The following is a 24899-nucleotide window of genomic DNA, read 5'->3' on the forward strand; positions in this document are numbered from 1 at the left end:
CGAAGATGCGAGCGGCGCGCCCTTTCGCGGAAGATGGCCGGCCGTCCTCCGCTTCAGCCCCGCCGCACCGGACTCCGGCGCATCAGCGCATCGCGGCGAGCAGGCTCGATATCGAGACGAAACCGAAGGCTACCGAGCTGTCCGCTACTCCATAGGGAACGAACAGCGTGTCCCCATGCCTGAGGCCGCCGCACGTATAGACGACATTCGGCACATAGCCTTCGCGATCCTCGTTCGCGGCAGACAGGAGCGGCTCCCGCATCCGGCCGATGATCTTCGAGGGATCATCCTTGTCCAGCAGGATCGCGCCGATCGAATATTTGCGCATCGCACCCACGCCATGCGTGAGCAGCAGCCAGCCCTCGTCCAGCTCGATCGGGGAACCGCAATTGCCGAGCTGCACCATTTCCCAAGGAAATTCGGGCGTCAGCAGCAATTGCCCCTCGCCCCAGTGATCCAGCCGATCGGAGCGGATCAGGAAGACATTTTCGCCATCCTGCCGGCCGATCATCATATATTCGCCACCCACCTTGCGCGGGAATAGCGCCATGCCCTTGTTGCGCGCGGCCGGGCCGCTCATCGGCGCGAGCGTGAAGCTCCTGAAATCACTGGTGCGCATCAGCTCCGAACGGATCGAGGCGCCGTTATAGGCGGTATATGTGCCGAGCCATTCATAGGCGCCGTCATCATGCTGGAAACGGACGAGACGGAGATCCTCCAGGCCCTTGCTCTGCGCGGCCGTCATGGGGAACAGCACCGTGCCCGAAAGTGAGCTGTCGGGGTGGCGATGCACCTCGATCGCGCCATTGCCCAGTTCCATCGCGCCATCGGCGGCGGTGGCGAAAGGCGGCTCGGGCATCAGCTCGATCATCGGGCCGGGGCCGAGAATGCCCTCGCGGAAGGCGATCGAGGAGATATGCCCCTCGCCCACCGCGCGCAGCGACATGGCGATGCGCAGCGCGCCGTCCGAAAGGCCGGACTGGTCCGGATGCGGGATCACGCTGGGGTTCATCAGCGCCGCGGCGGCATAGCTGTATTCGTGACAGAAATAGGCGCCGATCAGCTGCTTCTTGATGTCGGAGATGGCCGCGTCATCCAGCTTCAGCCCTTCCCGGATCGCCTTGTAGCGCGTGCGGAAGACGGCGCGCGTCTGCCAGTGCCGCGCCTCGAAATCGCGCAGCACCAGTTCCAGTTCGATCGCCGCTTCGGCCTCGTCCATCGCCAGCACGGATTCGGCGATACGGCGCACACGCCCCGGCCTGCCGGGGACGGCGCTCGCCTCGATCGCGATGTGAAACGGGCGGACGACCACGCGCGCGGGATCCGCGGTAAGCCGCAAGGGATGATGAATGACGTCGAGCAACCTGCCCCCCGGCTACGAGCGTTCCGAACCTTGGCACGGACATATTCGTCCGTGCCTCCGCCTTATCCAAGGTTTAGCGTGGGGATAAAGAGCAAAAAGCACCTGCGCCGCACGGAAGCGGTCGGTTCGTCGCCCAAAGAGGGCTGTCGCCTCAGCGCGGCGCGCGCAGTTTCGGCAGTATCGCCTGGAGGCTGGCCCTCACATCGCCGCCGGCCCGATCCCCGCTCGCCGCCGCACGGCTCATCGCCGCGCACGCGAACTGGAAGGCGAGGATCGATTCCGCGCCCTGATTCAGGTTTACCCGATTGCTCATCAGGCCATCGTAACAGCCGCCATCCGCCAGCGTGACCATCGGCAGATCGAGATCATTTTCGCCGAGATACCATTCATAGGCGCGCCGCGCCGCGACGGACCATTTCCGGTCGCCCGTCAGCCGCAGCGCGACGAGTGCCGCATCGATCGTCGCCCAGGCTTCCAGCGGCTGCTGGTCGAACGGCAGGGGCGGCTCATAGGCCCGCCAGAAGCTGTCCGTACCGACGGCGCGGAACTGTCCCAGCGGGTTCGTCTGGTGGCCGTCCAGCCAGGTCAACGCATCGATCGCATCATCCAGCATCGCCTGATTGGCCAGCCGATGCGCGCCGCGCATCAGGGCTTCGGGCAGCCGGGCATTGTCATAGGCGAGCACCGCCTCGAACCAGGTCCATCCCTCGCGCCGGCCAAGGCGCAGGCGCCGCCAGAGCCGGTCCGAAAATTCCTCGATCAGCCTGCGCGCGACGGGATGATCGGGATGCGCATCCAGCACGGCATCGGCGCCGAGCAGCGCGAACGCCCAGGTGCGGGGACTGGCCAGCGGCAGCGAGAAAGGCGCGACCTGATCGAACAGGTGCAGCGCCCACTGGCGCAGATCCTGCTGCCTCGCCTCCGCCGCCGTCACGCCGATCGTCCACAAGGAGCGACCGAAACTGTCCTCCGATCCCTCATCCTCCAGCCAGCCGCGATCGAAGGCCATGAAATTGCGGAAGCGGCCCTTGTCGCCATTCCAGGCATGCTGGACGAACGAGGCATAGACATGCGCGAGTTCGTCCGCCTTCTCCGCGGGATCGTCTATCCGGTGCATCAGCATCAGCGCCCGGCAATTATCGTCGACGCAATAGCCATGGTCGCGATCGGGCACCGAATAGATCGAATGCTGGAGCATGCCGCAGCCGTCCGTCATCCGCTCGATCGCGTCCAGCTTCGGCGCATGGATTTCATGCGCCCGCGCCGGCATGGCCCCGGCACGCGCCAGGCGTACGGGCCGCCGCGCGATGGCTTCGCCACAGATCGCCAGATAGGCGCGCGCGAACCTGTCCCACGTCATCGTCCGGCCCACTTCATAGGCGGACTGGCCCATCCGCCTCAGCAGATCGGGCTGGTCGAGCAGATCGTTGATCGTGTCGGCAAAGCCTTCGACATCGCCGAACGGAACGAGCTGGCCGATGCTGTCATCCAGCAATTCCTCTGCATGCCAGTAAGGCGTGGAAACGACCGGCTTGCCCAGCGCGACCGAATAGGAAAGCGTGCCGCTCGTGATCTGGGTCGGCGAGAGATAGGGTGTGACGTAGATGTCGGTCGCCTGGAGATAATCGAGCAGCCGCTCCTGATCGAGAAATCCATCTATGAAGCGCACATGATCGCTCACGCCCAGCTCAAGGGCGAGCGCGGCCAGGCTCTCGCGATAGGCCTCCCCCTCGCGTGCGACGAGATGGGGGTGGGTCGCCCCAAGAATGACGTAGAGCGCATCCGGATGCGCCGCGACGATGCGCGGGAGCGCGCGGATCATCGTTTCGATGCCCTTGTTGGGCGAAAGCAACCCGAAGGTGAGCAGCACGCAATGCCCATCGAAGCCGAAGGCAGGCTTCAGCGCCTCGGTATCCAGCAGCGGACGATCGGGCACGCCATGCGGCACGATCGCGACCTGCTCGCCCCCAATACCATGCACCGCCTTGAGGATCTCGACACCCTTGCGCGCCATCACAACCAGCTTGAAGGCGCGGCGTGCCAGCGCCTCGATCACCGCACGCTGTTCGGAATTGGGATATTCCAGCACGGTGTGAAGCGTGACGACCACCGGCGCATCGACGCGATCGAGCAGCTTCAGCAGCAGCGCACCGGCGGGGCCGCCGAAAATCCCATATTCGTGCTGGACGATGACGACCTCGGCGCCACTTTCGTTGATCCGGCGCGCCGCCTGAACATAATCGGCCAGGTCTTCCTGCGCGATCGAGCACACCACCTCGGGGCCATAGGCATGGGCCGAGCCGGGATCGTCCATCGCATAAAGATCCACCGCAAGTGCGGGATCAGCGGCGATCAGCGCCTCGCGCACGTCGCGGGTGAAGGTCGAAATTCCGCAAAGCCGCGGGGGGCTGTTGCCGATCAGGGCTACGCGCTTGATGCTCACGGCCGACGGCTCCCGCATTCCCAATTCCCTCTCGCAATAGGGCCCGACGCACGGTTACCAAATGGTAAACATATGACGCTCGATGAACCACAATTCAGAATGTTTAAGAAGACGGAAGGTTGCATCGGATCGCATGCTGCAATGCGGCATCCGCCCTGGCGATCCGTCGCGCGGGATCGAAATTGGCGTTGACGCATTAGCTTGCGACGCTAATGGGACGCGCTGGGACGGCATTCGGGCCGGACCCAAAACAAAATATGGAGTGTCGGAATGAAGAAGGTAGTCTTTGTTCTTGCCGCTGCCGGCCTGATGTCTCTGGCCGCCTGCAGCAAGCAGACGCCGGCTGAGAATGCGGCTGACGCGACTGCGAATGCTCTCGACAATGCCGGCGAGAATCTCGAAGACATGGCCGAGAACACTTCGAATGACGCAGCAGCGGAAGCGCTCGGCAATGCCGCCGAGAATGCTCACGACGCGGCCGACGCCGTCGAAGCCAACAAGTCGTAATTTCGCGGGCGCGCCCATCACGGGCGTGCCGTAGTGAAACGATTGGGCGGGCGTCCGGTAACGGGCGCCCGCTTTCGTTTGCGCGTCATTTTCATTTGTGCCCCCGGTTCGTTCGTATAGGGCCATCCGCCCGGCTCAGGAGCAGAGCGTGTCCGATATCGTCCCCGCATCGCCTTCCGCCGATACCGCCCACGGTGCTCCGCTTGTGCTGTTCAACAGCATGACCCGATCGCTGGAGGATTTCCGGCCGATCGATCCGGCGATGGTGCGGCTCTACAGTTGCGGGCCGACCGTCTACAATTTCGCCCATCTCGGCAATCTGCGCGCCTATGTATTCACGGATACGCTGCGCCGGACGCTGAACTGGAAGGGCTGGGCGACGACGCACGTCATCAACATCACCGATGTCGGCCATCTGACCTCCGATGCCGACGCGGGCGAAGATAAGATGGAAGCCGCCGCGCTCGCGCAATCCCGCTCCATCTGGGACATTGCGGCTTTTTATACCGATGCCTTCAAGGCGGATCTCGCGGGGCTCAACATCCTGAGCCCCAGCCTGTGGTCCGTCGCGACCGATCATATCCAGGATATGATCGCCTTCGCCCGCATTCTGGAAGAACGCGGCAGCACCTATCAGCTGGAAGGCGGCCTCTATTTCGACACCGCCACCGTGCCCGATTACGGGCGCCTCGCCGGCCATCGTGGCGACGAGACGGTCGGCCGGATCGCCGATGTGGAAGGAAAGCGCCATCCGGCCGATTTCGCGATCTGGCGAAGCTCGGCCCCCGGCGCCGATCGACAGATGGAATGGGATTCGCCCTGGGGCCGTGGCGCGCCCGGCTGGCATCTCGAATGCTCGGTAATGAGCCTTAAATATCTGGGCGCTCAATTCGACATCCACACGGGCGGGATCGATCATCGCGAGATCCATCACTGCAACGAGATCGCGCAGAACCAGGCTTATAACGAAACATCACGAACAGGCGCCAACCTGTGGATGCACAACAATTTTCTGGTCGATCGTGGCGGCAAGATGTCCAAGAGCAAGGGCGGTTTCGCCACGCTGCCCGGCCTGATCGAGCGGGGCGTGCATCCGCTCGCCTATCGCCTGCTCTGCCTATCCTCCCATTATCGCTCGGAACTGGAATTTTCGGGTGAGGCGCTGTCGGCGGCACTGATCCGGCTCAAGCGCCTGATCCTCGCCGTCGCCCAGCTCAAGGCCAGGGTCGGCGCCCTGCCCTGGCTCGCGCCCACTCTGGAAATGACGGCGACGCGCGGTGCCAGCCTGTCCTATCAGCGCGGCGTGATCGAGGAGCCGCTCGGCGCGCGCGCGCGCGCGATGATCGGGGCATTCGATGCCGCGCTCTCGGCAGATCTGATGACGCCGCAGGCCCTCCCCCTTCTGGAGGAAGCGCTGACGGCCAAGGGAATGGAGGCCGAGGAGCGACTGAGGCTCGCCGCAAGCTTCGATCTGGCACTCGGCCTCAATCTCCTGACGCTCGACCGGCGCGCGCTCGCCCTGCGTCCGGCTGCGGCCTCGCTGGCGGATGAGGAGGTCGAATCGCTGCTCGACGAGCGACAGGCCGCACGGCTCGAAAAAAATTATGCCAGGTCGGATGCGCTGCGTGAAAGACTGAATGACGCGGGCGTCGAGGTGATGGATGGCGATGCACTTCGCTGGGAGTGGCGCCCGCATCTGTGAGGCCCACATTACCTGCGATGCCGTGTTTCGCACCTCATGTGGTGTCGATATGGGCATCCCGCATGCCTCGGGGCACTTTTTAACGAATTCCGCCAATCTTGCTGCATTGTTGCGGTTAAACCGACGCCAAGCACAACTCGCCGCTGCCCCATATCTGGTCCGGATCGGACATGGTAAACGGCTGGCATTACGCGGTGTGGGGGCACTGAATATGCAGCAGGATTGGCATGCGACCGAGCCTTGTCTGGCCCGGCACCGCAGCCCTGAACGGGCATAATTCTACTACCGAAGTCGAGTGCGTATCCGCGTTCCTGCGGAGCTGTTAACTCGCCCCTTTAACCTCGTTGAAATGAGTTGCGACGATCCTGATTGGCAGGGTTTGTTGTGTGCGTGAGCGAGGTTCAAAGATGTCTTTTGGACTGGTGGCGACCAATGATGTCGCAAACGACTATATCGTGGCGGAGCCATTTGCCGCGCCGGAAGAGAAGCTCGGAATCATCCGGATTCCGCTCCCTGGGCGTATGTATGACGGCCGGGATGTCTCGATCGACATCGCCACATCCTATGAGCATCGCCAGATGGCGTGCGATCTGATCAATCGTCGCTATTCATGGCGCGGCTATGGCGACGATCACCAGCTCATCAACCGTCCCAGCCACACGACCTTCACCGTTTCGACCGGCAGTGATGTGATCGGCACGGTCACCCTCGCAGCAGATTCCGATCGGGGCCTTTCGGCGGATACTCTGTTTCGCCCGGAAATAGACGAATATCGGAACGGGCCCGATGCCTGCGTCTGCGAACTCACCAAGCTTGCCTTCGATACGAACGCCGAATCCAAGCACCTGCTCGGCGCGCTGTTCCACGTCGTGTTCATCTACGGCATCTGGAAGCACAAGGGCACGGATCTGTTCATCGAGGTCAACCCGCGGCATCGCCGCTTTTATGAGGCGATGCTGGGTTTCTCCCGGATCGGCGAGCTTCGGATGAACGAGAGCGTCAGCGCGCCTTCCCAGCTCATGTGGCTGCGCGTCGCCGATATCCGCCAGAAGATCGATGCTTATGCCGGCATGGGCGATGCGGCGGGCTGCCGTTCGCTCTATCCCTTCTTCCTGACGAGCCTGGAGGAAGCGACCGCCTGCATCCAGCTCGGGGCAGCGACGCTGGAAGCCGCGACCCGATCGGCAAGCTTCCCGCTGCGATCGCAAGGCGACGCTATTCGCCCGCGGGCGGAACAGCGGGGATAACAGGAGCCTCGCGCCTTCGATTGAGGACGAGATGCAGAGGGCAGGCAGGCGAAACTTGGCGTATCGCAAGCAGTGATATCCCTGCCCATATGTGCCGGTGAGATCGATATGCCCTTCTGGCTGGGGGCGCGGGAGATGAGCCGAATCGGCTCCCGGCTACCGGGTCATCTGGCGGCACACCTCGCGCATGCGGATGCCGGGCGCCCCTAAAGCTCTCCGCCTTCTTGTCGATGGCGCCATCGGTATCGGCGCCCCAGCACCTCTTCTCGCTTGTTGCGAACCGACGAACGGCTCGGCCGCTTCGACCCGAAAAGAGGGAATCCGATACCGGAATCAAAACAGCGCCGCGAACGGTCTCCCGAACGCAGCGCCGCCTGAAAAGAAAAACGCCGGCCAGTACGAACCCGGCCGGCGTTTAACTTTTATCCGTCTCTTACGAGAAGGAAACCTTGGTCGAAGCCGAACGGCTACGGCGGCAAGCAGCGCCGAGCACGCCGAAGCCGACAACCATCATCGCCCAGGTGGCCGATTCCGGAACCGGCGAAGCAGCGAACTGTGCCGTACCGGTGAAGTTGGCGGTGCCCGAAACGGTGCCGACAACGCGGATCGTGTTCTGGACGTTCGCCAGGATCTGGATGAGGTCGATGCTCGCCTTCATGCCGTTGGCGGTCGTCGTGATCGTCAGCGGATTACCGTTGAAGTAAACCTGCGTGAAGGTCAGCGAGTCGGACGCGAACACGAAGCTCGTGGTCACGCCGCCGGTGCCGAAGCCATCCTGCGGAATGGTGAACACGAACGAGTCGTCGAACGAGGTGGTCGGCGAAGTGTAGGTCGCGCCGAATTCCGCGTTGATGACCGGATCGTTCGGCGTGGCCGTCTCCGGGGTCAGGCGGAAATAGGCTACGCCCGGCAGGTTGGTGCCCACGGGATAGGTCGTAGCGTTAGCAGCAACAGCGCTACCGAACGCCAGCGCAACAGCGGCACCCTGCAGCAAAAGCTTCCGAACAGTCATGGCAAATCTCCCTTTACTCTCACGCTGACCGCCCAGCGCGCCCCACAGCGAGTCGAACATTCCGGTCGCGATTCATATATCTTTCCGGAACGTTAACATCAACAGGAATTTTGCGCCGCAACAACATGGTTAACGCTATGTTGAGGACTTCCATGCCAGGATCGGCTTGCGTGCTGCCGCCGTCTCGTCGAGCCGCCGGCGCGGGGCATAGAAGGGCGCCGCCTTGAGGCTGAGATCGCCCGCCCGCGCCCGCTCCGCCACCGAACGCAGCGCGCCGATGAACTGGTCGAGCGATGCCTTGCTCTCGGTTTCGGTCGGCTCGATCAGCATCGCGCCATGAACGACCAGCGGGAAATACATGGTCATTGGGTGGAAGCCTTCGTCGATCAGGCCCTTGGCGATGTCCATCGTCGAAAGCCCTTCGGCGAGCCCCTCATCCGAGAACAGCGCCTCATGCATGCAGGGGCCGCTGTCCCCGAATGGCGCATCGAGCACGTCATCCAACTGGCGCAACACGTAATTTGCGTTGAGCACGGCATCCTCCGCCACCTGCCGCAGACCATCCGCGCCGTGGCTCATCATGTACGAGGCGGCACGGGTGAACATGCCCATCTGGCCATGGAAGGCGGCCATGCGGCCGAAGCTCTTCGAATGATCCGCATCGGCCGTCTCCTCCTCCACGAGGATGAACGTGTCGCCCGTCTTCTCGACGAACGGGAGCGGTGCGAAGGGCGTCAGCGCCTCCGAGAACACCACCGGGCCAGCGCCCGGCCCACCGCCACCATGCGGCGTGGAGAAGGTCTTGTGGAGGTTGATGTGCATCGCATCGATGCCCAGATCGCCCGGGCGGACGCGACCGACGATCGCGTTGAAGTTCGCACCGTCACAATAGACGAGCGCACCCGCAGCATGCACGGCCTCGCAGATTTCGACCATCTCGCGCTCGAACAGACCGCAGGTGTTCGGATTGGTGATCATCACCGCCGCGACGTCCGGCCCCAGCCGGGCCTCGAGGGCCGCGCGATCGACACGGCCGGCCTTGGTGGCCGGGATCGTCTCCACCGAATAGCCGCAGAAGGCCGCCGTGGCGGGATTTGTGCCATGGGCGCTTTCCGGCACCAGCACCACCTTGCGCGCGTCTCCCCGCGCTTCCAGCGCCGAGCGGATCGCCAGCAGACCGCACAATTCGCCGTGCGCCCCCGCCTTCGGGCTCATCGCCACCGAATTCATGCCGGTCAGCTTGATGAGCCATTCGCCGACCACATGGATCAGTTCATAGGCGCCCTGCACGGTTTCGGCCGGCTGCAAGGGATGCACGTCGGCGAAACCCGGAAGCCGGGCCATCCGCTCGTTCAGGCGCGGATTGTGCTTCATCGTGCACGATCCGAGCGGAAACAGCCCGAGATCGATCGCGTAATTCTGCCGGCTGAGGCGCGTATAATGGCGCACGGCCTCCGGCTCGGAAAGGCCGGGCAGGCCGATCGAAGCCCCACGCTCCAGCCCGCCCAGGCGGGAGCTTGCCGCCGGCACCTCGTCAAAATCGACGCCACAGCCCTCCTCGCCACCAATCTCGAAGATCAGTGGTTCTTCCAGCATCAGGGCGCGATTGCCGGTGAACGTTCCCTCCTCGGGTTCGCCATTCGCCGCCAGCGCGCGCTCGGGGCGCCAGCCACTCGGATTGATCGTCATGCCAGCGCCTCCTCGAGAGCGCCTGCAAGCTGCTCCACATCGTCCTCACTTGTCGTTTCGGTCACAGCCACGACCAGCCCGTTCGCCAGCGCTTCCGCTCCCGGATAGAGCCGCCCGAGCGCGACGCCACCGAGTATCCCGTCACGCGCCAGCGCGCGCACGATCGGTCGAGCCTCCTTCGACAATCGCAGCGTGAATTCGTTGAAGAAGGCACCGTTCACCAGCTCCACGCCCGGCACCGCCGCCAGCCGCTCGGCCGCCAGCACCGCGCGCGCATGGTTGATCCCGGCCAGCTTGCGCAGCCCGGCCTCCCCGAGAAGGCTCATGTGAATCGTGAATGCTAGCGCGCAAAGCCCTGCATTCGTGCAGATATTGCTCGTCGCCTTCTCGCGCCGGATATGCTGTTCGCGGGTCGAGAGCGTCAGCACATAACCACGCTGGCCCGAGGCATCGACCGTCTCGCCACAGAGGCGCCCCGGCATCTGCCGGACATATTTTTCCGAACAGGCGAACAGGCCGACATAAGGTCCACCGAAATTGAGGCCCACGCCGATCGACTGCCCCTCGCCCACTACGATATCCGCGCCCATCTCGCCGGGGCTCCTGATCGCGCCGAGGGCGACCGGCTCGGTCACCACCGCGATCAGCAGCGCGCCCTTGGCATGGGCGGCGGCGGCCAGCTCGGAAAGATCACCGACATGACCCAGGATGTTCGGGTTCTGGACGACCACGCAGCTCGTCTCGCCATCGATCGCGGCGAGCAGCGCCGCCATGTCGTCACCCGGCGCACCATCCGTGAGGGATGGCAGCGAGGTGACCAGCGTATCGCCGGTGAACTTCGCCATCGTCTTGCACAGCGAGACATAATGCGGGTGCAGGCCGGCGGAGATGATCGCCTTGGATCGCCGCGTGATGCGGCGCGCCATGCCGATCGCCTCCCAACAGGCGGTCGATCCGTCATACATGGATGCGTTGGCGACGTCGCAGCCGTAGAGGCGCGCCACCTGGCTCTGGAATTCGAACAGCACCTGTAGGGTGCCCTGCGCGATTTCCGGCTGATAGGGGGTGTAGCTGGTCAGGAATTCGCCGCGCTGGATGATGTGATCCACGCTCGCGGGAATATGGTGCTTGTAGGCTCCACATCCGATGAAGAATGGCGCTTCGCCCGCGACCAGATTCTTGGAGGCCAGCGCTTTCAGCTGGCGCTCGACGGAAAGCTCCGACGCATGGAGCGGAAGACCTTCGATCACGCCGCCAAGACGCGCCGCCTCGGGCACATCGGCGAACAGGGCATCAATCGAAGGCGCCCCGATGGAGGCCAGCATCGCGGCCCGGTCCCCATCGGACAACGGCAGGTAACGCATCGTCCGAAACTCCTCAGAGGCCGTCCACGAAGGCCTTGTATGCGGTTTCATCCATCAGGCCCTCGAGCTCGCTCGCATCGGAGAGCGTCAGCTTGAAGAACCAGCCCTCGCCTTCCGGCGCCGTATTGGCGAGCGCGGGATCACCCTCCAGCGCAGCATTGCCCTCGACAACCTCGCCGGAGACGGGCGCATAGATGTCGGAGGCGGCCTTCACGGATTCCACGACCGCGGCTTCCTTGCCCTTGGCGACCACGGTTCCGGCGGCCGGCACCTCGACGAACACGATATCGCCGAGCTGCGACTGGGCATAATCCGTGATGCCGACAGTGGCGACGTCTCCTTCCACCGCGATCCATTCATGTTCACGCGTGAAATAGGTCGTCATCACTTGGCTCCCTTACGGACATAATTCTGGGGTACGAACGGCATCGAAACAACGGTGGCGGCCAGGCGCTTGCCCCGCACATCCACCTCCAGGGCTGTGCCCAGGGCGGAGCGATCCGTACTGACATATCCCATGGCGATCGGTTTCTGGAGGGTCGGCGAATGGCCGCCCGAGGTGATGGTTCCGACGGGCCGGTCGCCGGCATAGATCGTCGCGCCTTCGCGCGCCGGCTGGCGCCCTTCGATAATCAGGCCGACGCGCTTCGAAGGCGGTCCGTCCTTGAAATAGCCGATCGTCTGCTCGGCGCCCGGAAAGCCGCCTTCGGCGCGCCGCCGCTTCGGCACCGCGAAGCCCAGGGCCGCCGATGCCGGATCGATCTTCTCGTCCAGATCGTGGCCATAGAGCGGCAGGCCGGCCTCGAGACGGAGGGAGTCGCGCGCGCCAAGCCCGATCGGCTTCACCTCCGGCAAGGCGAGCAGCGCATCGGCGACAGACTCGGCGGATGCCTGGGGAATGGAGATTTCGAAACCGTCCTCGCCCGTATAGCCGGAACGGCTTACCCAGGCCGCGACGCCCGCGATCGTGAAGGCGCCCGCCTCCATGAAGCTCAGATCCTCCACGCCCGGCGCAAGGCGCGACAGCGCATCGACCGCCTTGGGCCCCTGCAGCGCCAGCAAGGCCTGATCGCCCCGGTGGTTGAGAGTCAGCCCCTCGGGCAATTGCTCATGCAGATAGCCGATATCGTCCCACTTGGTGGCGCCGTTGACGACGATATAGAAATCGCCCGCGGCCTCCTCGAACGGATTGGACGCGGGAAGGCGCGTCACCATCAGATCGTCCAGGATCCCGCCGCTCTGCCCGAGCAGCAGCGAATAGCGCATCTTGCCCTCGGCCAGGCCCTTGATGTCGCCGGGAAGGATCGTTTCGAGCGCAACGTCGGCATCCGCGCCGGAAAGCGTGAGCTGCCCCATGTGGCTTACGTCGAACAGACCGGCGCTCTCGCGGGTCCAGAGATGTTCGGCCATGATGCCGTCATACTGGATCGGCATATGGTAGCCGGCAAAGGGCACCATGCGGGCGCCCTGCCCGCGATGCCATGAATCGAGGGGAAGAGCCTCGATCGTCTCAGGAACGTCTTCGTCACTCATGCGCGAACTCCGTGGCCGAACGTGCAAGAGGGTTCGCGATGGCCGGAAGACCGCCCAGAAACCCCCTGCCCCCTCTGTCACGAAACCTGAGAGCTTTCGCGAGGCCCCCGCTTGGCCTGCTTACCCCTTCGGTGGGCCGCCGCGAACATGCGCCGACCGCTTTCCAGAGTGTCTTTTCGAACGCGCGGTCCTTGGACCTGAGAGTTTCCGGGGCGGTTGCTCCTTCGGCGGCGAGGCCTGGGCCTCGCCTTCTCCCGCGCGTCCGTCCACCGGAAACCGGCGGCGACAAAGCAGGGATGACCCGGCGCCACGCCGAAGTCAATCGGCCGTTGGAATATCAATCAAATATCGACGATTCCCGCACGGATCAGCGAGTCGCGTTGTAAGCCAGTTGGGATTGCGTCAATTGAAAGCCGATCAGTAGCTCAAAACTTGCTTTGCTGACCGCAGCACGGGTGCGCGGATCCGAAAGCGGATCCACCGACGCGTCGGCATCCGTCGCTTTCCGCTTCCGATTGAGCTGTGCGGAGATGTTTTCCGGCAAGGACGCGGCGTTTCTGTCGATTTCCGCCCCCGCTGACGCGCGGCCGCGCCCGAGCAGCTTTCCATCATCGAAATGGACCTGCACATTGCCCATCTGCTTGGAGACGATCGTGGTGCCGGCGCGCATCACGGTGGCGAAATAGGGCAAGGTGATGTCGCGCGCACCGGACGGGCTGGCGCGACGCGCGACCACATCGAACGTTACGTTCGCGCGCACCGGCGAGGCCGCCGGATCGCAGGTCGTCTGCAGATTGGTGATGGTGGCCATCACGTCCAGCGCGCGCGCGTCACGGCTCTCCGCCGGGCTGAACAAAGAAACGTCGCCGGTATAATCCGGAACGGCGACCGCGGGGCAGACCGAGCGCGTCACCTTGAGGCCGCCCGTTTCGTCGAGCTGGTTCTTTCCGGCGCAGCCGCCGACGAACGCGAGGGCCGCAAGGCTCAGCGCCGGAGCGACCAGGCCTCCGCGTGGAGGAAGGGAACGGGCCAAGAGTGAACGGGAAAACGTCACGCGATTCTTCCTCTAGACCATGAGCCGGCCGAATGCCGGACGGGACACTGCGGCCGGCTCATAGGAAGCGCCTTCCTTGGAGGCAAGCAAGCGGTTAAGGGCTTTGCGATGGACGACGGAAAAGCCGCCCCTCAGCCCCATGCGGGCCTTTCGCTGGATCTTCTGATCGCGGCTCCGCGCGGCTTTTGCGCCGGAGTCGATCGGGCGATCCGCATCGTGGAGCTGACGCTCGAGAAATATGGCGCTCCGGTCTATGTCCGGCATGAGATCGTCCATAATCGCTTCGTCGTCGATGGCCTGCGCAAGAAGGGGGCGATCTTCGTCGAGGAACTGGGCGAGGTTCCGGACGGGCGCCCGGTCGTCTTTTCCGCGCATGGCGTGCCCAAGGTCGTCACGGGCGATGCCGAGGATCGTGGGCTCGACTATGTCGACGCCACCTGCCCCCTCGTCTCGAAGGTCCATCGGCAGGCCGAACGGCTGATCAAGGACGGCCGCCACATCCTCTTCATCGGCCATCGCGGCCATCCGGAAGTGATTGGCACGCTGGGGCAGGTGCCGGAAGGCTCGATGACGCTGGTCGAGACGGTCGCGGACGTTCTCGCGCTTGCTCCGATCGATCCGGAAGCGCTTGCCTTCCTGACCCAGACGACATTGTCTGTTGACGACACGGCCGAGATCATCGCGGCGCTGCGCCAGCGTTTTCCGGCGATCGTCGCGCCGCGCGGCGAGGACATCTGTTATGCGACATCGAACCGGCAGACCGCGGTGAAGCTGCTGGCGGCGGAGAGCGACGCGGTGATCGTGCTGGGCGCGCCCAATTCCTCCAATTCCGTGCGGCTCGTTGAGGTCTCGCAGCGGGAGGGCACGCGCGCGTTGCTGATCCAGCGCGCTGCCGATCTGGATCTCGGCTGGCTGGAAGGCGTCCGGACGCTGGGCATCACCGCCGGCGCCAGCGCACCCGAGGTGCTGGTTCGCGAACTGGTCGACCGGCTGGGCAGACATTTTACGATCAAAGAGCGGGAATTGGACGGGATCGTCGAATCGATGACGTTCAAGCTGCCCCGCGGCCTCGAAGCGGCCTGATCGATCGAATATGGCCGTCTACACGCAGGTTTCTGCCGAACAGCTCGCTGACCTCCTCGCCCGCTTCGATCTGGGCGAACTCGTCTCCGCCAAAGGCATTGCCGAGGGCGTAGAGAACAGCAATTACATCGTGGATACAACACGATCCAGATTGATTCTAACTCTCTATGAAAAGAGGGTCGATGTCGCTGACCTTCCCTTCTTCCTTGGCCTGCTCGATCATCTGGCCGAACGCGGCCTGCCCGTGCCGCGCGCGTTCCACGATCGCGACGGGGTCCAGATCCAGGAGGTGGCCGGGCGCCCGGCCTGCCTGATCGAATTTCTCCCGGGCGTATCGTTAAGCCACCCCACACCGGCGCAGGCCCGTGCCACCGGCGCGGCGCTTGGCCGCATGCATGGCGCGCTCGCGGATTTCACCGCCGAGCGCCCCAATTCGCTGGGGCCTGCGGGCTGGCGTGAACTGGCCACGCGCTGCGGCGCCGATCTCGATGCCATCGCGCCGGGCCTGCGCGCCGATATCGAGGGGGAACTGACCTGGCTCGAAGGCGCATGGCCGGCGGGCCTGCCCCGCTCGGCGATCCACGCCGATCTGTTTCCCGATAATGTGCTGATGCTCGGCGATACAGTGGCTGGCGTAATCGATTTCTATTTCGCCTGCACGGATATCCGCGCCTGGGATCTGGCGGTGACGCACACCGCCTGGTGCTTTTCGGGTGATGGCGCTGATTACGATGCCTCGCTCGGGCGGGCGCTTGTCGAAGGCTATGAATCCGCCTTCCCGCTACTTCCCGACGAACGGGCCGCCTTCGCCATTCTCGCGCGCGGGGCCTGCGTCCGCTTCCTGCTCACCCGCGCGTGGGACTGGCTCAACACGCCGGCCGACGCGCTGGTGACGCGCAAGGATCCCCTCGCCTTCCATCGGCGGCTTCAGCATTATCGGGATGCGGATGCGCAGGCCCTGGGCCTGTGACCGAGCCCACCTTTGTCGAAATCGCCACGGATGGCGCGTGCAAGGGCAATCCCGGCCCCGGCGGCTGGGGCGTACTCCTGCGCTCCGGTGGCAGCGAACGCGAGCTTTCGGGCGGCGAAATGCTGACGACCAACAATCGCATGGAATTGATGGCGGCGATTCAGGGGCTGAACGCGCTGAAACGCCCCTGCCGGGTCAAACTCTCCACCGATAGCCGCTATGTTCTCGATGGCCTGACCAAATGGGTGGCCGGCTGGCAGCGCAATGGCTGGAAGACGGCCTCGAAACAGCCGGTGAAGAATGACGATCTCTGGCGCGCGCTGATCGATGCCGCGGCGCCGCATCGCATCGAATGGATCTGGATCAAGGGCCATGCCGGCCATCCCGATAATGAACGTGCCGATCGGCTGGCGAGTGATGCCGCCTTGTCACAATCTCGCAGAAAGTGATTTCAACTAGCTGTTAAAATAAATCTTTCTGGATCGTAAGGGGCCGGATCGATCCCCGCCACAAAGTCTGCGGGCGCGCAGCCGAGAAGCAGGCCCGCCGCGATTGCGGCCGCTGCGGGCGCGGTCTGGATGCCGAAGCCCCCCTGCCCGGCAAACCAGAAAAAGCCTTCAGCGCGTGGATCAGGCCCATAGACGGGGGCGCGATCGGGCGAGAAACTGCGCAAGCCCGCCCAGCTTCTCTCGCGACGCACGATTCGCCAGTCGACCGCCCGCTGCAAGCGATCGATGGCGATGGCGACGTCCAGCTCCTCCGGCGCCACGTCATGCGCGGCCACCGGCGTCTCGTCGTGGGGCGAAAGCCAGAGGCGCCCCCCCGCCTCCGGCTTGAAATAGAAGCGCCCCGCAGCGTCCATGACGAGCGGCATGTCCGCGGGCATCGCGGGATCCGTCACGAGTTGCACGATCGTGCGGCGGTGGGGCGTGATCGCGATCGGCATGGCTCCGGCCATGGCGGCGATCCCGGATGCCCAGGCCCCGGCGGCATTGACGATGATCCCCGCCCGGATGCGCCCCGCGCGCGTTTCCAGCGTCCATCCGCCGGCCGATCGCTCAATAGCGGCCACCCCCGCATCGGTGAGGATCTCCGCCCCGCCATGCCGCGCCGCCGCCAGCGAATCCGCGTGATAGCGCGCCACATCGATATCCTGGCAGCTATTCTCTTCCAAAGCCCGAACATAAGAATCGGAAATACCGGGAATTATCTGTGAAATTTCATCACGCCCCACGGGGCGCAGACGCGGCGCGCGGCCCGCGAAATCGGCCGCCAGTGTATCAAGCGCGGCGTCCCCTTCGGCATCCGCGATATGCAGGCAGGATCGCGCGCCCAGATAAGGCCGCAAAGCGGATTCGGAGGCCGTTGTCAGCGGCTGGACGGCTGGGCCGCCATAGCTTTCGGACCAGAAAGCGGCCGATCGGCCGGTCGAATGATAGCCCGGATAGGCCTCCGCCTCGACGATCAGGATCCGGGCGTGGGGGGCGAGCTGGGCCGCCAGCGTCGCTCCGGCGATTCCCGCGCCGACGATGGCGATATCGGTAGTCCTGCACTGCATTGTGGACGTGGTTACTTTTTCGAAAGCGGCCGCGTCTAGTGCGGGATTCGATGAATATCGCCGCCCTGATCCTGCTTTTCGGCCTCGCGCTGCTGCTGCTCGCGGCGGCAGTGACGGATATTCGCGCGCGCATCATCTCCAATCGGCTAAACATCGCGATCGCGATCGGCGCCCCGCTCTACTGGTGGGCCACCGGCGCGAGCGGCGGCGCGATCCTGCTTCACCTCGCCTTCGCGCTCGGCGCGCTGCTGCTGTTCGGCGGCCTTTTCGCGCTCGGAATGATGGGCGGCGGCGATGTGAAGCTCATCACCGCACTGGCGCTGTGGCTGCCTCCGCTGGCGATGCTGAACATGCTCGTGTGGATGGCTATCGGCGGCGGCGTGCTGACCGTTATCATGCTGATCCTGCACGCAGTTCGTTCCGCACCCGGTCGCCCCGAAGTGCCTTATGGGGTCGCGATCGTGGGTGCCACGCTGCTGGTGATGGCAAACGATATTTTAACCCGATCCGTAGCATAGCCCTGCGCGCCCGGTGTGGCGGCAACAGGGACTTTGAGGCTGCGATGAATTCACGAAAGCTGATGCTGATGGCCGGAGCGCTCGTCTTCGCGCTCATTTCGGCCATGCTCGCCCGAAATCTCGTCGGCGGCGGAACAGCCCCCGCGGCGCAAGCCGCGGCCACACCACAGGTCACCGGGCCGGAGGTGCTCGTCGCCACGCGGGCCTTGCCTGCCGGCACGATCATCACGCCCGATGCCTTCCGCTATCAGCCCTGGCCCAACGAACTGGTCCAGGAGGCCTATTTCCTGCGCGGCACCACCGATCAGCAGACGCTGAACGGCACGGTCGTCCGCTTCCCGATCACCGCCGGCCAGCCGATCACGCAGGGTGCGCTGGTGAAGCCCGGCGATCGCGGCTTCCTCGCCGCCGCGCTGGCGCCGGGCATGCGCGCCGTCACCATCTCCGTGAGCATGGCGAGCGGCGTGGCGGGCTTCGTCTTCCCGGGCGACCGAGTCGATCTGCTGCTGACCCAGACGGTCAGCGGCGGCGGCGACGGCGATCCGCTGCGCGCCACGGAAACGATCGTTCGCAACCTGCGCGTGCTCGCCACCGATCAGAAGACCGACAAGAGCGTCGACGAGGCGGGCAAGACCGTCGTCACCGCTTTCTCGAACGTCACGATCGAGGCCACCCCGAAGATTTCCGAGAAGATCGCCGTCGCGCAGACGCTCGGCTCGCTGTCGCTTTCGCTCCGCCCGATCGCGGACGATCGGATGGAGCTGGAGCGCCAGATCGCAGCCGGCGAGATCAGCGTCCCCGAAAAGGGCGATCCCAAGGCCGAGAAGCAGATGATGCTGCAGATCGCGGCGCGCCCGGTGGAAACCGACACGCTCACCACGGGTGCCGAGGTCTCGCGCTTCGCCCGCGCCAGCGTCCCCGGCAAGTCCGAGGCGGCGGCTTCCGCCGGCCCGGCCACGCCGGCCCAGCCGACGCCCGCGTCTTTCGGACAGGCCGCGACCCGCGCGCGCGGCCCGGTGATCACGATCGCGCGTGGACAGACGGTCACCGAAACGCCCGTCGGCGAGGGGAAGTGAAGATGCGTTCCGTGTACAACAGTGCCATGACCGCGACGAGCGTCGCCGGTCTGGCGGCGGCGACCTTCGTCGCCATTCCCGATGCGGCCTGGGGCGCCGCCGCGCCGTCCGCCGCCGTGGCCGAATCGGACTCGCTCACCACCGTCGATGTCGCCGGCGAGTCCGCCGTGGGCGATCTCGCAGCGACGGGCGATGGCGCGCCGCGCGGCGCCGATCGCCCCGCCGTCCGCGCCCAGGCGCCGAGCCGCTGGCTCTCGCTCTCCGTCGGCACCGGTCAGCTGATCGTGCTGCCCCGCGCCATCTCGGGCATGTTCGTCGCCGACGACAAGGTCGCCGATGTGAACGTGAAGAGCCCCACCCAGCTTTATCTGTTCGGCAAGGTGGCCGGCCAGACCAGCATCTACGCCACCGACAGGAGCGGCGCCGTCGTCTGGTCCACCCAGGTCCGCGTCGGAAACAATATCGGCGATGTCGGCGCGATGCTCCGCACCGCCATGCCGGAGCAGGACATCACGGCCACCAACATGTCCGGCATGGTCCTGCTGACGGGCAGCGTGCTCGGCCCCAAGGATGCCGAGGAAGCCCAGCGCCTGACCGAGCTGTTCACAGCCGGCAGCGTGCAGGTCATCAATCATCTGAAGATCGCCACGCCCCAGCAGGTGAGCGTGCACGTCAAGATCGCCGAGGTCAGCCGCAGCATCAGCCGCCAGATCGGCGTCAATCTCGCCACGCGCGACAATAGCGGCGGCTTCCTGTTCGGCGTCGGCCAGGGCGATCCGGGCACGATCAAGACCGTGGTCGGCGCAACCGATCCCGCGAGCGGCGTCGGCAATGGCGGCACCTCCTATACGTTCAACAACATCGCCGGCACCACGCTGGGCTTTGCCGGCCACGCGCTCGGCATGGATCTGCTGTCGACGCTGCAGCTGAACGAAGGCAATGGCCAGGTGACGACCCTCGCCGAGCCCACCCTCACCGCGCTTTCGGGCGAGACGGCCAGCTTCCTGGCCGGCGGCGAGATCCCGATCCCGCAGAGCCAGGGCCTCGGCACGGTTTCCGTGGAATTCAAGCAATATGGCGTAAGCCTCTCATTTACGCCGACAGTTCTTTCCGGTGGCCGCATCTCGATGCGCGTCCGCCCGGAAGTGTCGCAGCTCTCGGACTCGGGCGCGGTCAAGCTGAACGGCTTCACCATCCCCGCCCTCACGACGCGGCGCGCGGAAACCACGATCGAGCTGGGCTCCGGCCAGAGCTTCGTGATCGGCGGCCTGCTCCAGAACAGCCACAACAACTCGACCGACAAGGCACCCGTCCTGGGCGATCTGCCGATCCTGGGTGCGCTGTTCCGCTCCAACTCCTTCAAGAAATCGGAGACGGAGCTGATGATCGTCGTCACGCCCTATATCGTGAAGCCGGTCGACGCGAACCGCATCGCCCTGCCGACCGACGGCTATCGTTCGGCCACGCCGGTGCAGCGCATCCTGGGCGACAAGCAGAGCGACAGCCGCTCCGATGTCGAGCGTCCCAAGCCTTCCATGGCTCCGGCCGCCGCCGTCACCGCCGCCACCCCCGATCATTCGTGAGCGAGTATCTGTCCATGAAGAAGCATTCCTTCATTGCGATCCTGGCGCTGCTGCCCCTGGCGGCATGTGCCACGGATGATCGCGGCCTGGTCTCGCAGCATCAGCCCGTCGTCAGCACGGCCGGCGCCACGGTGCCGGGCTGCCCCGATTGGAGCGATCGCGATCTCCCGCCCGGCGAAGGCCAGTCCAGCAATTACGGCTGCGCGACCGCGCTCAATCTGGCCGCGATGATCGACGATCCCCGCGATCTCGTCCGGGGCCGCACCGATGCGACCACCGGTGCCGATGCGACGATCGCGACGCGCGCGGTCAAGACGTGGCGCGACACCGGCCAGACCGGAAAGCAGGGCGTCGAAAAGACCGGCTCGAAGGCGAACTGAGGCATGAACGCTCCCTTCCATCCGAACGTCGCGCTGCGCGATCCCTTCAGCGCCTTCCTCAGCGACGAGGAAAGCGACAATGTCGTCCGCAACGTAGCGGGCAGCCTGGGCTGGCCTCTGGAGCGCGTCCACGATGGCGGTATCCGCTATGCGGTGCAGACCCTCGCCGTCTCGCCCAGCCCCGGGCTGCTTCTGATCGACCTGTCGGAATCGCCCGATCCGCTGGAGGATATCAACGGCCTTGCCGAAGTGTGCGAGCCGGGCACGATCGTGCTCGCCTGCGGCAAGATCAACGATGTGCGCTTCTATCGCCACCTGATCGCTAGCGGCATCCAGGATTATCTGCTGAAGCCCTTCACCGAGGACCAACTGCACGAGGCGATCCTTCAGGCGCAGGCGATGCAGAATGGCCAGCGCGAGAATGAAGGCCTGCCGGAAGTGCCGCATGTCGTGACCGCCGTGGTCGGCGTGCGCGGCGGCGTCGGCGCCTCCACCCTTGCCGTTTCCACCGCATGGCTGCTGGCCGAAACGCGCAATCGCCAGACGGCCCTGCTGGATCTCGACGTCCATTTCGGCACGGACGCGCTCGCCCTGGATCTGGAGCCGGGCCGCGGCCTGACCGACGCGATCGAAAATCCCAGCCGTATCGATGGCCTGTTTCTGGAGCGCGCACTGGTGCGCGCCACCAGCCGGCTTGGGGTTCTTTCGGCAGAAGCACCAATTCATCAGCCACTTATGGGTGATGGCTCATCCTTTTTCCAATTGCAGGACGAGCTTCGCAACGCCTTTGCCTGTACGGTCATCGATCTTCCGCGGCATATGCTGATCGCGCATCCCGCGCTGATGCAGTCCGTGGGCGTGGTCGTGGTCGTGACCGAGCTTACGCTCGCGGCGACGCGCGATACGATCCGGCTGCTTTCCTGGTTCAAGTCGAATGCGCCCCAGGCGCGCGTCATCCTCGTGGCCAATCGGGTTCCGACCGGCGGGATAGAGGAGATCAGCCGCAAGGATTTCGAGGCGTCGATCGAACGACCGCTGGATCTGGCCATCGCCTATGACGCCAAGGCCGTCGCGGATGCCGCCAAGCTCGGCAAGCCGCTCGCCGAAACGGCACGCGCCGGCAAGACCGGACAGCTCCTCGCCTCGCTCGCCACGCTGGTGATCGGTGAAGAGGGCGCGCAGGGCAAGACGAACCGCTCGTTGCTGGGCCGGATCGGCGAGCTGAAGGCGCATCTGCCGCGCAAGCGCCGCGCCTGATCCGCCGCCGCGATGCTGATCCTCGCCCTCCTCATCGCCCTGGTCTTCGCGGCCGGGATCGCCCTGTGGTTGCAGGAGAATGCCCAGCGCAAGGCGCGAAACCGCCGGATCGAGGCGTTCAAGGATCGCCATGGCGCGGGCAATGTGATCGAAACGCAGCTGCGCAAGATCACGGCCGCCCACAATGGCGGCGGCAAGATCGAGAACAGCTTCGCGCGCCTTCTGCCCAATCCCGATCTGCTCCGGCGCCGGCTGGCCATGACCGGGCGGGACTGGACGCTTGGCCAATATGCGACAACCTCGGCGATCCTCACGGCGGTGGCCTGGGCGCTGCTGCTCGCGCGGGGCACATCGCTGCTCACCACGCTCTTCGTCGGGCTGCTGATCGGTATCGGCCTGCCGCACATGATCGTCGCCCGCATGGCCAAGAAGCGCGTGGCGAAATTCATCACCCGCTTTCCGGACGCGATCGAGCTGCTGGTGCGCGGCCTGCGCTCCGGCCTGCCGATTTCGGAGACGATGGGCGTGGTCGCCGCCGAGGTGCCGGATCCGGTCGGCAGCGAATTCCGCGCCGTCGCCGATCGCATGCGCATCGGCCGCACGATGGAGGCCAGCCTCCAGGAAACGGCCGACAAATTACAGACGCCCGAATTCCAGTTCTTCGTCGTCAGCCTCGCCATCCAGCGCGAGACGGGCGGCAACCTGGCCGAAACGCTGGGCAATCTTGCCGATGTGCTGCGCAAGCGCATGCAGATGAAGCTGAAGATCAACGCCATGTCGTCGGAATCGAAGGCATCGGCCTACATCATCGGCGCGCTGCCCTTCATCGTTTTCGGGCTCATCTGGTACATCAATCCGGCTTATATGGGGACGTTCTTCACCGATCAGCGCCTGATCTACGCGGCCATTGGCGGCGGCGTCTGGATGGGCATCGGCGTCTTCATCATGAGCAAGATGATCAATTTCGAGATCTGATGATGACATCCCCCCTCCACATCGGCCTCGACATGGATTTCGCGGGCACGCTGGCTTCGGCGGCGGCGCTCTTCTCGCTGCTCGTCGCCGTCTATGCGGGCTCCACGGCGCGCGATCCGATGGCCCGGCGCGTCAAGGCGCTGAACGAGCGGCGCGAGCAGCTGAAAGCGGGCATCACCGCCTCCACCCGCAAGCGCGCCAAGCTGACGCGCTCCAGCCAGACGACCGACCGGATGCGCAGCTTCCTGTCGAGCCTGAAGGTGCTCCAGGATACGCAGCTCAAGGAAGCGCAGGTCAAGCTCTCGCAGGCCGGCATCCGATCGAAGGACGCGGCGATCGCCGTGATCTTCGCGCGCCTCATGCTGCCGGTCGTACTGGGCGGATCGGCGGTGATCCTCGTGTATCTGCTCGACATGTTCCCCGACTGGGGCTGGCTGAAGCGCTATGCGCTCGTCGCCGGTGCGCTGGTGCTGAGCTACAAGGCGCCCGACATCTATCTGAAGAACCTGATTACCAAGCGTACCGCGCTGATCCGCAAGGGCCTGCCCGACGCGCTCGATCTGCTGGTGATCTGCGCCGAGGCCGGCCTCACCGTCGACGCCGCTTTCTCCCGCGTCGCCCGCGAACTGGGCAAGAGCTATCCGGAGCTGGGCGATGAATTCGGGCTGACGGCGATCGAACTGGGCTTCCTCACCGAACGCCGCCTCGCCTTCGAAAATCTGGCGAGCCGCGTTGCGCTCGATTCCATTCGCGGTGTGGTCACCACGATGGTGCAGACCGAAAAATACGGTACGCCGCTCGCCTCGGCGCTACGCGTCCTCTCCGCCGAATTCCGGCATGAGCGGATGATGCGCGCCGAGGAAAAGGCCGCCCGCCTGCCCGCGATCATGACGGTGCCGCTGATCCTTTTCATCCTGCCGGTGCTGTTCATCGTCATTCTCGGGCCGGCCGCCTGCTCGATCAGCGACAATATGATGAAGAACTAAGCCTATCGGGGGTGGCAGCGGTTGACGGAACGGTGCAAGGGCGTGATCGTTGCCCTTGCGAAACCGAACGAGAGGCTGCCGATTACATGCCCGCATTCACCACCCAACAGTGGGTGATCCTGTTCCTCGTCTTCGTCCTCGGCTGGCTGCTGGGCCTGCTTTCGCGATCGACCAAGAAATGGCGCCGCGCCTATGAGACGGAACGGGATGCCCGGATCGAGGAGCAGCGCGAGCAGGCCGCCGCGCTGGAAACGGCGCAGGCCCGCATCGTGGAACTGGAGCGCGAACGGCCGGCGGCCGCCATCGCGCCGGCCACGACCGTCGCGAGCCCGGCTTCCACGCTGGATCTGCGCCGGGACGATCTCAGCCTGATTCGCGGCCTCGGGCCGGAAGGCGAGCAGGATCTGAACGAGGAAGGCCTGTATCGCTACGGCCAGATCATCGAGATGACGACGGCCGAGGAAGCGGAACTGGAGGACCGGCTGGGCGCCGATCGCGGCTATATCCGGCAGGAGCAGTGGCGCGAGCAGGCGCAGCTTCTCGCAGAGGGCGCTCTCGCGGAACATCGCGCCCGTTTTAGCTGACGCCTCAGCCGGGCA

At 65.0% G+C, this 24899-nt stretch carries 23 protein-coding genes and 1 riboswitch; of the genes, 14 read left to right on the plus strand and 9 right to left on the minus strand.

The window, feature by feature from the left end; genetic code table 11:
• Window positions 1-82: 82 nt before the first annotated feature.
• Together DI605_RS11705 and DI605_RS11710 are read right to left on the minus strand one after the other, a co-directional pair.
• Window positions 83-1363, minus strand: a complete 1281-nt coding sequence (locus tag DI605_RS11705) for a glycoside hydrolase family 130 protein (RefSeq protein ID WP_293973713.1) — start codon at window positions 1361-1363, stop codon at window positions 83-85.
• A 151-nt stretch (window positions 1364-1514) separates the two neighbouring features.
• Entirely contained in the window at window positions 1515-3806 is a 2292-nt protein-coding gene (locus DI605_RS11710; protein ID WP_367120043.1) for a glycosyltransferase family 4 protein, read from the minus strand.
• Window positions 3807-4076: 270 nt separating this feature from the next.
• On the opposite strand from DI605_RS11710, the gene DI605_RS11715 reads away from it, so the two are divergent.
• From DI605_RS11715 to DI605_RS11725, 3 genes are all read left to right on the plus strand, one after another.
• Window positions 4077-4313 carry a hypothetical protein gene (locus DI605_RS11715; RefSeq protein WP_293973718.1) on the plus strand — a complete coding sequence of 79 codons (237 nt, stop codon included), beginning with the start codon at window positions 4077-4079 and terminating at the stop codon, window positions 4311-4313.
• A 148-nt stretch (window positions 4314-4461) separates the two neighbouring features.
• On the plus strand, window positions 4462-6015 hold the full coding sequence (cysS, locus tag DI605_RS11720; protein WP_293973721.1) for a cysteine--tRNA ligase: 1554 nt from the start codon (window positions 4462-4464) through the stop codon (window positions 6013-6015).
• A 407-nt stretch (window positions 6016-6422) separates the two neighbouring features.
• A complete protein-coding gene (locus tag DI605_RS11725) occupies window positions 6423-7262 on the plus strand; it encodes an acetyltransferase (protein ID WP_293973724.1) in 840 nt (279 codons plus the stop codon).
• Window positions 7263-7695: 433 nt separating this feature from the next.
• Here the strand turns inward: DI605_RS11725 and DI605_RS11730 are convergent, their stop codons facing one another.
• The 6 genes from DI605_RS11730 to DI605_RS11755 form a co-directional block, all read right to left on the minus strand.
• Window positions 7696-8334, minus strand: a complete 639-nt coding sequence (locus DI605_RS11730) for an FxDxF family PEP-CTERM protein (RefSeq protein ID WP_293973726.1) — start codon at window positions 8332-8334, stop codon at window positions 7696-7698.
• A 75-nt stretch (window positions 8335-8409) separates the two neighbouring features.
• Window positions 8410-9963 carry an aminomethyl-transferring glycine dehydrogenase subunit GcvPB gene (gene gcvPB, locus DI605_RS11735; protein ID WP_293973729.1) on the minus strand — a complete coding sequence of 518 codons (1554 nt, stop codon included), beginning with the start codon at window positions 9961-9963 and terminating at the stop codon, window positions 8410-8412.
• A complete protein-coding gene (gcvPA, locus tag DI605_RS11740; RefSeq protein ID WP_293973732.1) occupies window positions 9960-11327 on the minus strand; it encodes an aminomethyl-transferring glycine dehydrogenase subunit GcvPA in 1368 nt (455 codons plus the stop codon). The genes gcvPB and gcvPA overlap by 4 nt, the downstream gene beginning before the upstream one ends.
• A gap of 13 nt (window positions 11328-11340) precedes the next feature.
• A complete protein-coding gene (gcvH, locus tag DI605_RS11745; protein ID WP_293973735.1) occupies window positions 11341-11712 on the minus strand; it encodes a glycine cleavage system protein GcvH in 372 nt (123 codons plus the stop codon).
• On the minus strand, window positions 11712-12860 hold the full coding sequence (gcvT, locus tag DI605_RS11750; RefSeq protein ID WP_293973737.1) for a glycine cleavage system aminomethyltransferase GcvT: 1149 nt from the start codon (window positions 12858-12860) through the stop codon (window positions 11712-11714). The genes gcvH and gcvT overlap by 1 nt, the downstream gene beginning before the upstream one ends.
• A gap of 175 nt (window positions 12861-13035) precedes the next feature.
• Window positions 13036-13127, minus strand: a riboswitch (glycine riboswitch).
• 100 nt (window positions 13128-13227) lie between these two features.
• On the minus strand, window positions 13228-13914 hold the full coding sequence (locus tag DI605_RS11755; RefSeq protein ID WP_293973739.1) for a hypothetical protein: 687 nt from the start codon (window positions 13912-13914) through the stop codon (window positions 13228-13230).
• A gap of 108 nt (window positions 13915-14022) precedes the next feature.
• On the opposite strand from DI605_RS11755, the gene ispH reads away from it, so the two are divergent.
• From ispH to rnhA, 3 genes are read left to right on the plus strand one after another with little or no spacing between them, the layout of a single operon-like run.
• The gene (ispH, locus tag DI605_RS11760) at window positions 14023-14997 is read left to right on the plus strand and encodes a 4-hydroxy-3-methylbut-2-enyl diphosphate reductase (protein WP_293973742.1); all 975 of its coding nucleotides are present in this window, start codon (window positions 14023-14025) and stop codon (window positions 14995-14997) included.
• Window positions 14998-15007: 10 nt separating this feature from the next.
• Entirely contained in the window at window positions 15008-15967 is a 960-nt protein-coding gene (thrB, locus tag DI605_RS11765; protein ID WP_293973745.1) for a homoserine kinase, read from the plus strand.
• The gene (gene rnhA, locus DI605_RS11770) at window positions 15964-16416 is read left to right on the plus strand and encodes a ribonuclease HI (RefSeq protein ID WP_293973748.1); all 453 of its coding nucleotides are present in this window, start codon (window positions 15964-15966) and stop codon (window positions 16414-16416) included. The genes thrB and rnhA overlap by 4 nt, the downstream gene beginning before the upstream one ends.
• A gap of 2 nt (window positions 16417-16418) precedes the next feature.
• On the opposite strand, the gene DI605_RS11775 is transcribed toward rnhA, so the two are convergent.
• Window positions 16419-17525, minus strand: a complete 1107-nt coding sequence (locus tag DI605_RS11775; protein ID WP_293973751.1) for an FAD-binding oxidoreductase — start codon at window positions 17523-17525, stop codon at window positions 16419-16421.
• A gap of 50 nt (window positions 17526-17575) precedes the next feature.
• Between DI605_RS11775 and DI605_RS11780 the strand changes: the two genes are divergently transcribed.
• The 8 genes from DI605_RS11780 to DI605_RS11815 all read left to right on the plus strand — a co-directional run bounded on the left by DI605_RS11780 (window position 17576) and on the right by DI605_RS11815 (window position 24884).
• Window positions 17576-18043 (plus strand): prepilin peptidase, encoded by a 468-nt coding sequence (locus DI605_RS11780; RefSeq protein WP_293973753.1) that lies wholly within the window; start codon window positions 17576-17578, stop codon window positions 18041-18043.
• A gap of 44 nt (window positions 18044-18087) precedes the next feature.
• Window positions 18088-19119: a Flp pilus assembly protein CpaB gene (gene cpaB, locus DI605_RS11785; RefSeq protein WP_293973756.1), complete on the plus strand. Its 1032-nt coding sequence runs from the start codon at window positions 18088-18090 to the stop codon at window positions 19117-19119.
• An 11-nt stretch (window positions 19120-19130) separates the two neighbouring features.
• Window positions 19131-20702, plus strand: coding sequence for a type II and III secretion system protein family protein (locus tag DI605_RS11790; RefSeq protein WP_293973759.1), 1572 nt, complete (start codon window positions 19131-19133; stop codon window positions 20700-20702).
• 14 nt (window positions 20703-20716) lie between these two features.
• Window positions 20717-21082, plus strand: coding sequence for a CpaD family pilus assembly lipoprotein (locus DI605_RS11795; RefSeq protein ID WP_293973762.1), 366 nt, complete (start codon window positions 20717-20719; stop codon window positions 21080-21082).
• A 3-nt stretch (window positions 21083-21085) separates the two neighbouring features.
• Window positions 21086-22339 (plus strand): pilus assembly protein CpaE, encoded by a 1254-nt coding sequence (locus tag DI605_RS11800; protein WP_293973765.1) that lies wholly within the window; start codon window positions 21086-21088, stop codon window positions 22337-22339.
• Window positions 22340-22351: 12 nt separating this feature from the next.
• The gene (locus DI605_RS11805) at window positions 22352-23314 is read left to right on the plus strand and encodes a type II secretion system F family protein (protein ID WP_293973768.1); all 963 of its coding nucleotides are present in this window, start codon (window positions 22352-22354) and stop codon (window positions 23312-23314) included.
• Window positions 23314-24300 (plus strand): type II secretion system F family protein, encoded by a 987-nt coding sequence (locus DI605_RS11810; RefSeq protein ID WP_293973770.1) that lies wholly within the window; start codon window positions 23314-23316, stop codon window positions 24298-24300. Before DI605_RS11805 ends, DI605_RS11810 begins: the two co-directional genes overlap by 1 nt.
• Before the next feature lie 86 nt (window positions 24301-24386).
• Window positions 24387-24884, plus strand: a complete 498-nt coding sequence (locus DI605_RS11815; RefSeq protein ID WP_293973773.1) for a hypothetical protein — start codon at window positions 24387-24389, stop codon at window positions 24882-24884.
• Window positions 24885-24899: the final 15 nt, after the last annotated feature.

It is taken from the genome of Sphingomonas sp. (assembly GCF_003248515.1).
GTDB lineage: Bacteria > Pseudomonadota > Alphaproteobacteria > Sphingomonadales > Sphingomonadaceae > Sphingomonas_I.

Bases quoted from the DNA above. Each gene is read 5' to 3' on its own strand.
- DI605_RS11715 (WP_293973718.1), top strand. From the start codon at position 4,077: ATGAAGAAGGTAGTCTTTGTTCTTGCCGCTGCCGGCCTGATGTCTCTG.
- DI605_RS11725 (WP_293973724.1), top strand. From the start codon at position 6,423: ATGTCTTTTGGACTGGTGGCGACCAATGATGTCGCAAACGACTATATC.
- DI605_RS11730 (WP_293973726.1), bottom strand. From the start codon at position 8,334: ATGTTCGACTCGCTGTGGGGCGCGCTGGGCGGTCAGCGTGAGAGTAAA.
- gcvPB (WP_293973729.1), bottom strand. From the start codon at position 9,963: ATGACGATCAATCCGAGTGGCTGGCGCCCCGAGCGCGCGCTGGCGGCG.
- gcvPA (WP_293973732.1), bottom strand. From the start codon at position 11,327: ATGCGTTACCTGCCGTTGTCCGATGGGGACCGGGCCGCGATGCTGGCC.
- gcvH (WP_293973735.1), bottom strand. From the start codon at position 11,712: ATGACGACCTATTTCACGCGTGAACATGAATGGATCGCGGTGGAAGGA.
- gcvT (WP_293973737.1), bottom strand. From the start codon at position 12,860: ATGAGTGACGAAGACGTTCCTGAGACGATCGAGGCTCTTCCCCTCGAT.
- ispH (WP_293973742.1), top strand. From the start codon at position 14,023: ATGGACGACGGAAAAGCCGCCCCTCAGCCCCATGCGGGCCTTTCGCTG.
- thrB (WP_293973745.1), top strand. From the start codon at position 15,008: ATGGCCGTCTACACGCAGGTTTCTGCCGAACAGCTCGCTGACCTCCTC.
- DI605_RS11775 (WP_293973751.1), bottom strand. From the start codon at position 17,525: ATGCAGTGCAGGACTACCGATATCGCCATCGTCGGCGCGGGAATCGCC.
- DI605_RS11780 (WP_293973753.1), top strand. From the start codon at position 17,576: ATGAATATCGCCGCCCTGATCCTGCTTTTCGGCCTCGCGCTGCTGCTG.
- cpaB (WP_293973756.1), top strand. From the start codon at position 18,088: ATGAATTCACGAAAGCTGATGCTGATGGCCGGAGCGCTCGTCTTCGCG.
- DI605_RS11795 (WP_293973762.1), top strand. From the start codon at position 20,717: ATGAAGAAGCATTCCTTCATTGCGATCCTGGCGCTGCTGCCCCTGGCG.
- DI605_RS11800 (WP_293973765.1), top strand. From the start codon at position 21,086: ATGAACGCTCCCTTCCATCCGAACGTCGCGCTGCGCGATCCCTTCAGC.
- DI605_RS11805 (WP_293973768.1), top strand. From the start codon at position 22,352: ATGCTGATCCTCGCCCTCCTCATCGCCCTGGTCTTCGCGGCCGGGATC.
- DI605_RS11810 (WP_293973770.1), top strand. From the start codon at position 23,314: ATGATGACATCCCCCCTCCACATCGGCCTCGACATGGATTTCGCGGGC.
- DI605_RS11815 (WP_293973773.1), top strand. From the start codon at position 24,387: ATGCCCGCATTCACCACCCAACAGTGGGTGATCCTGTTCCTCGTCTTC.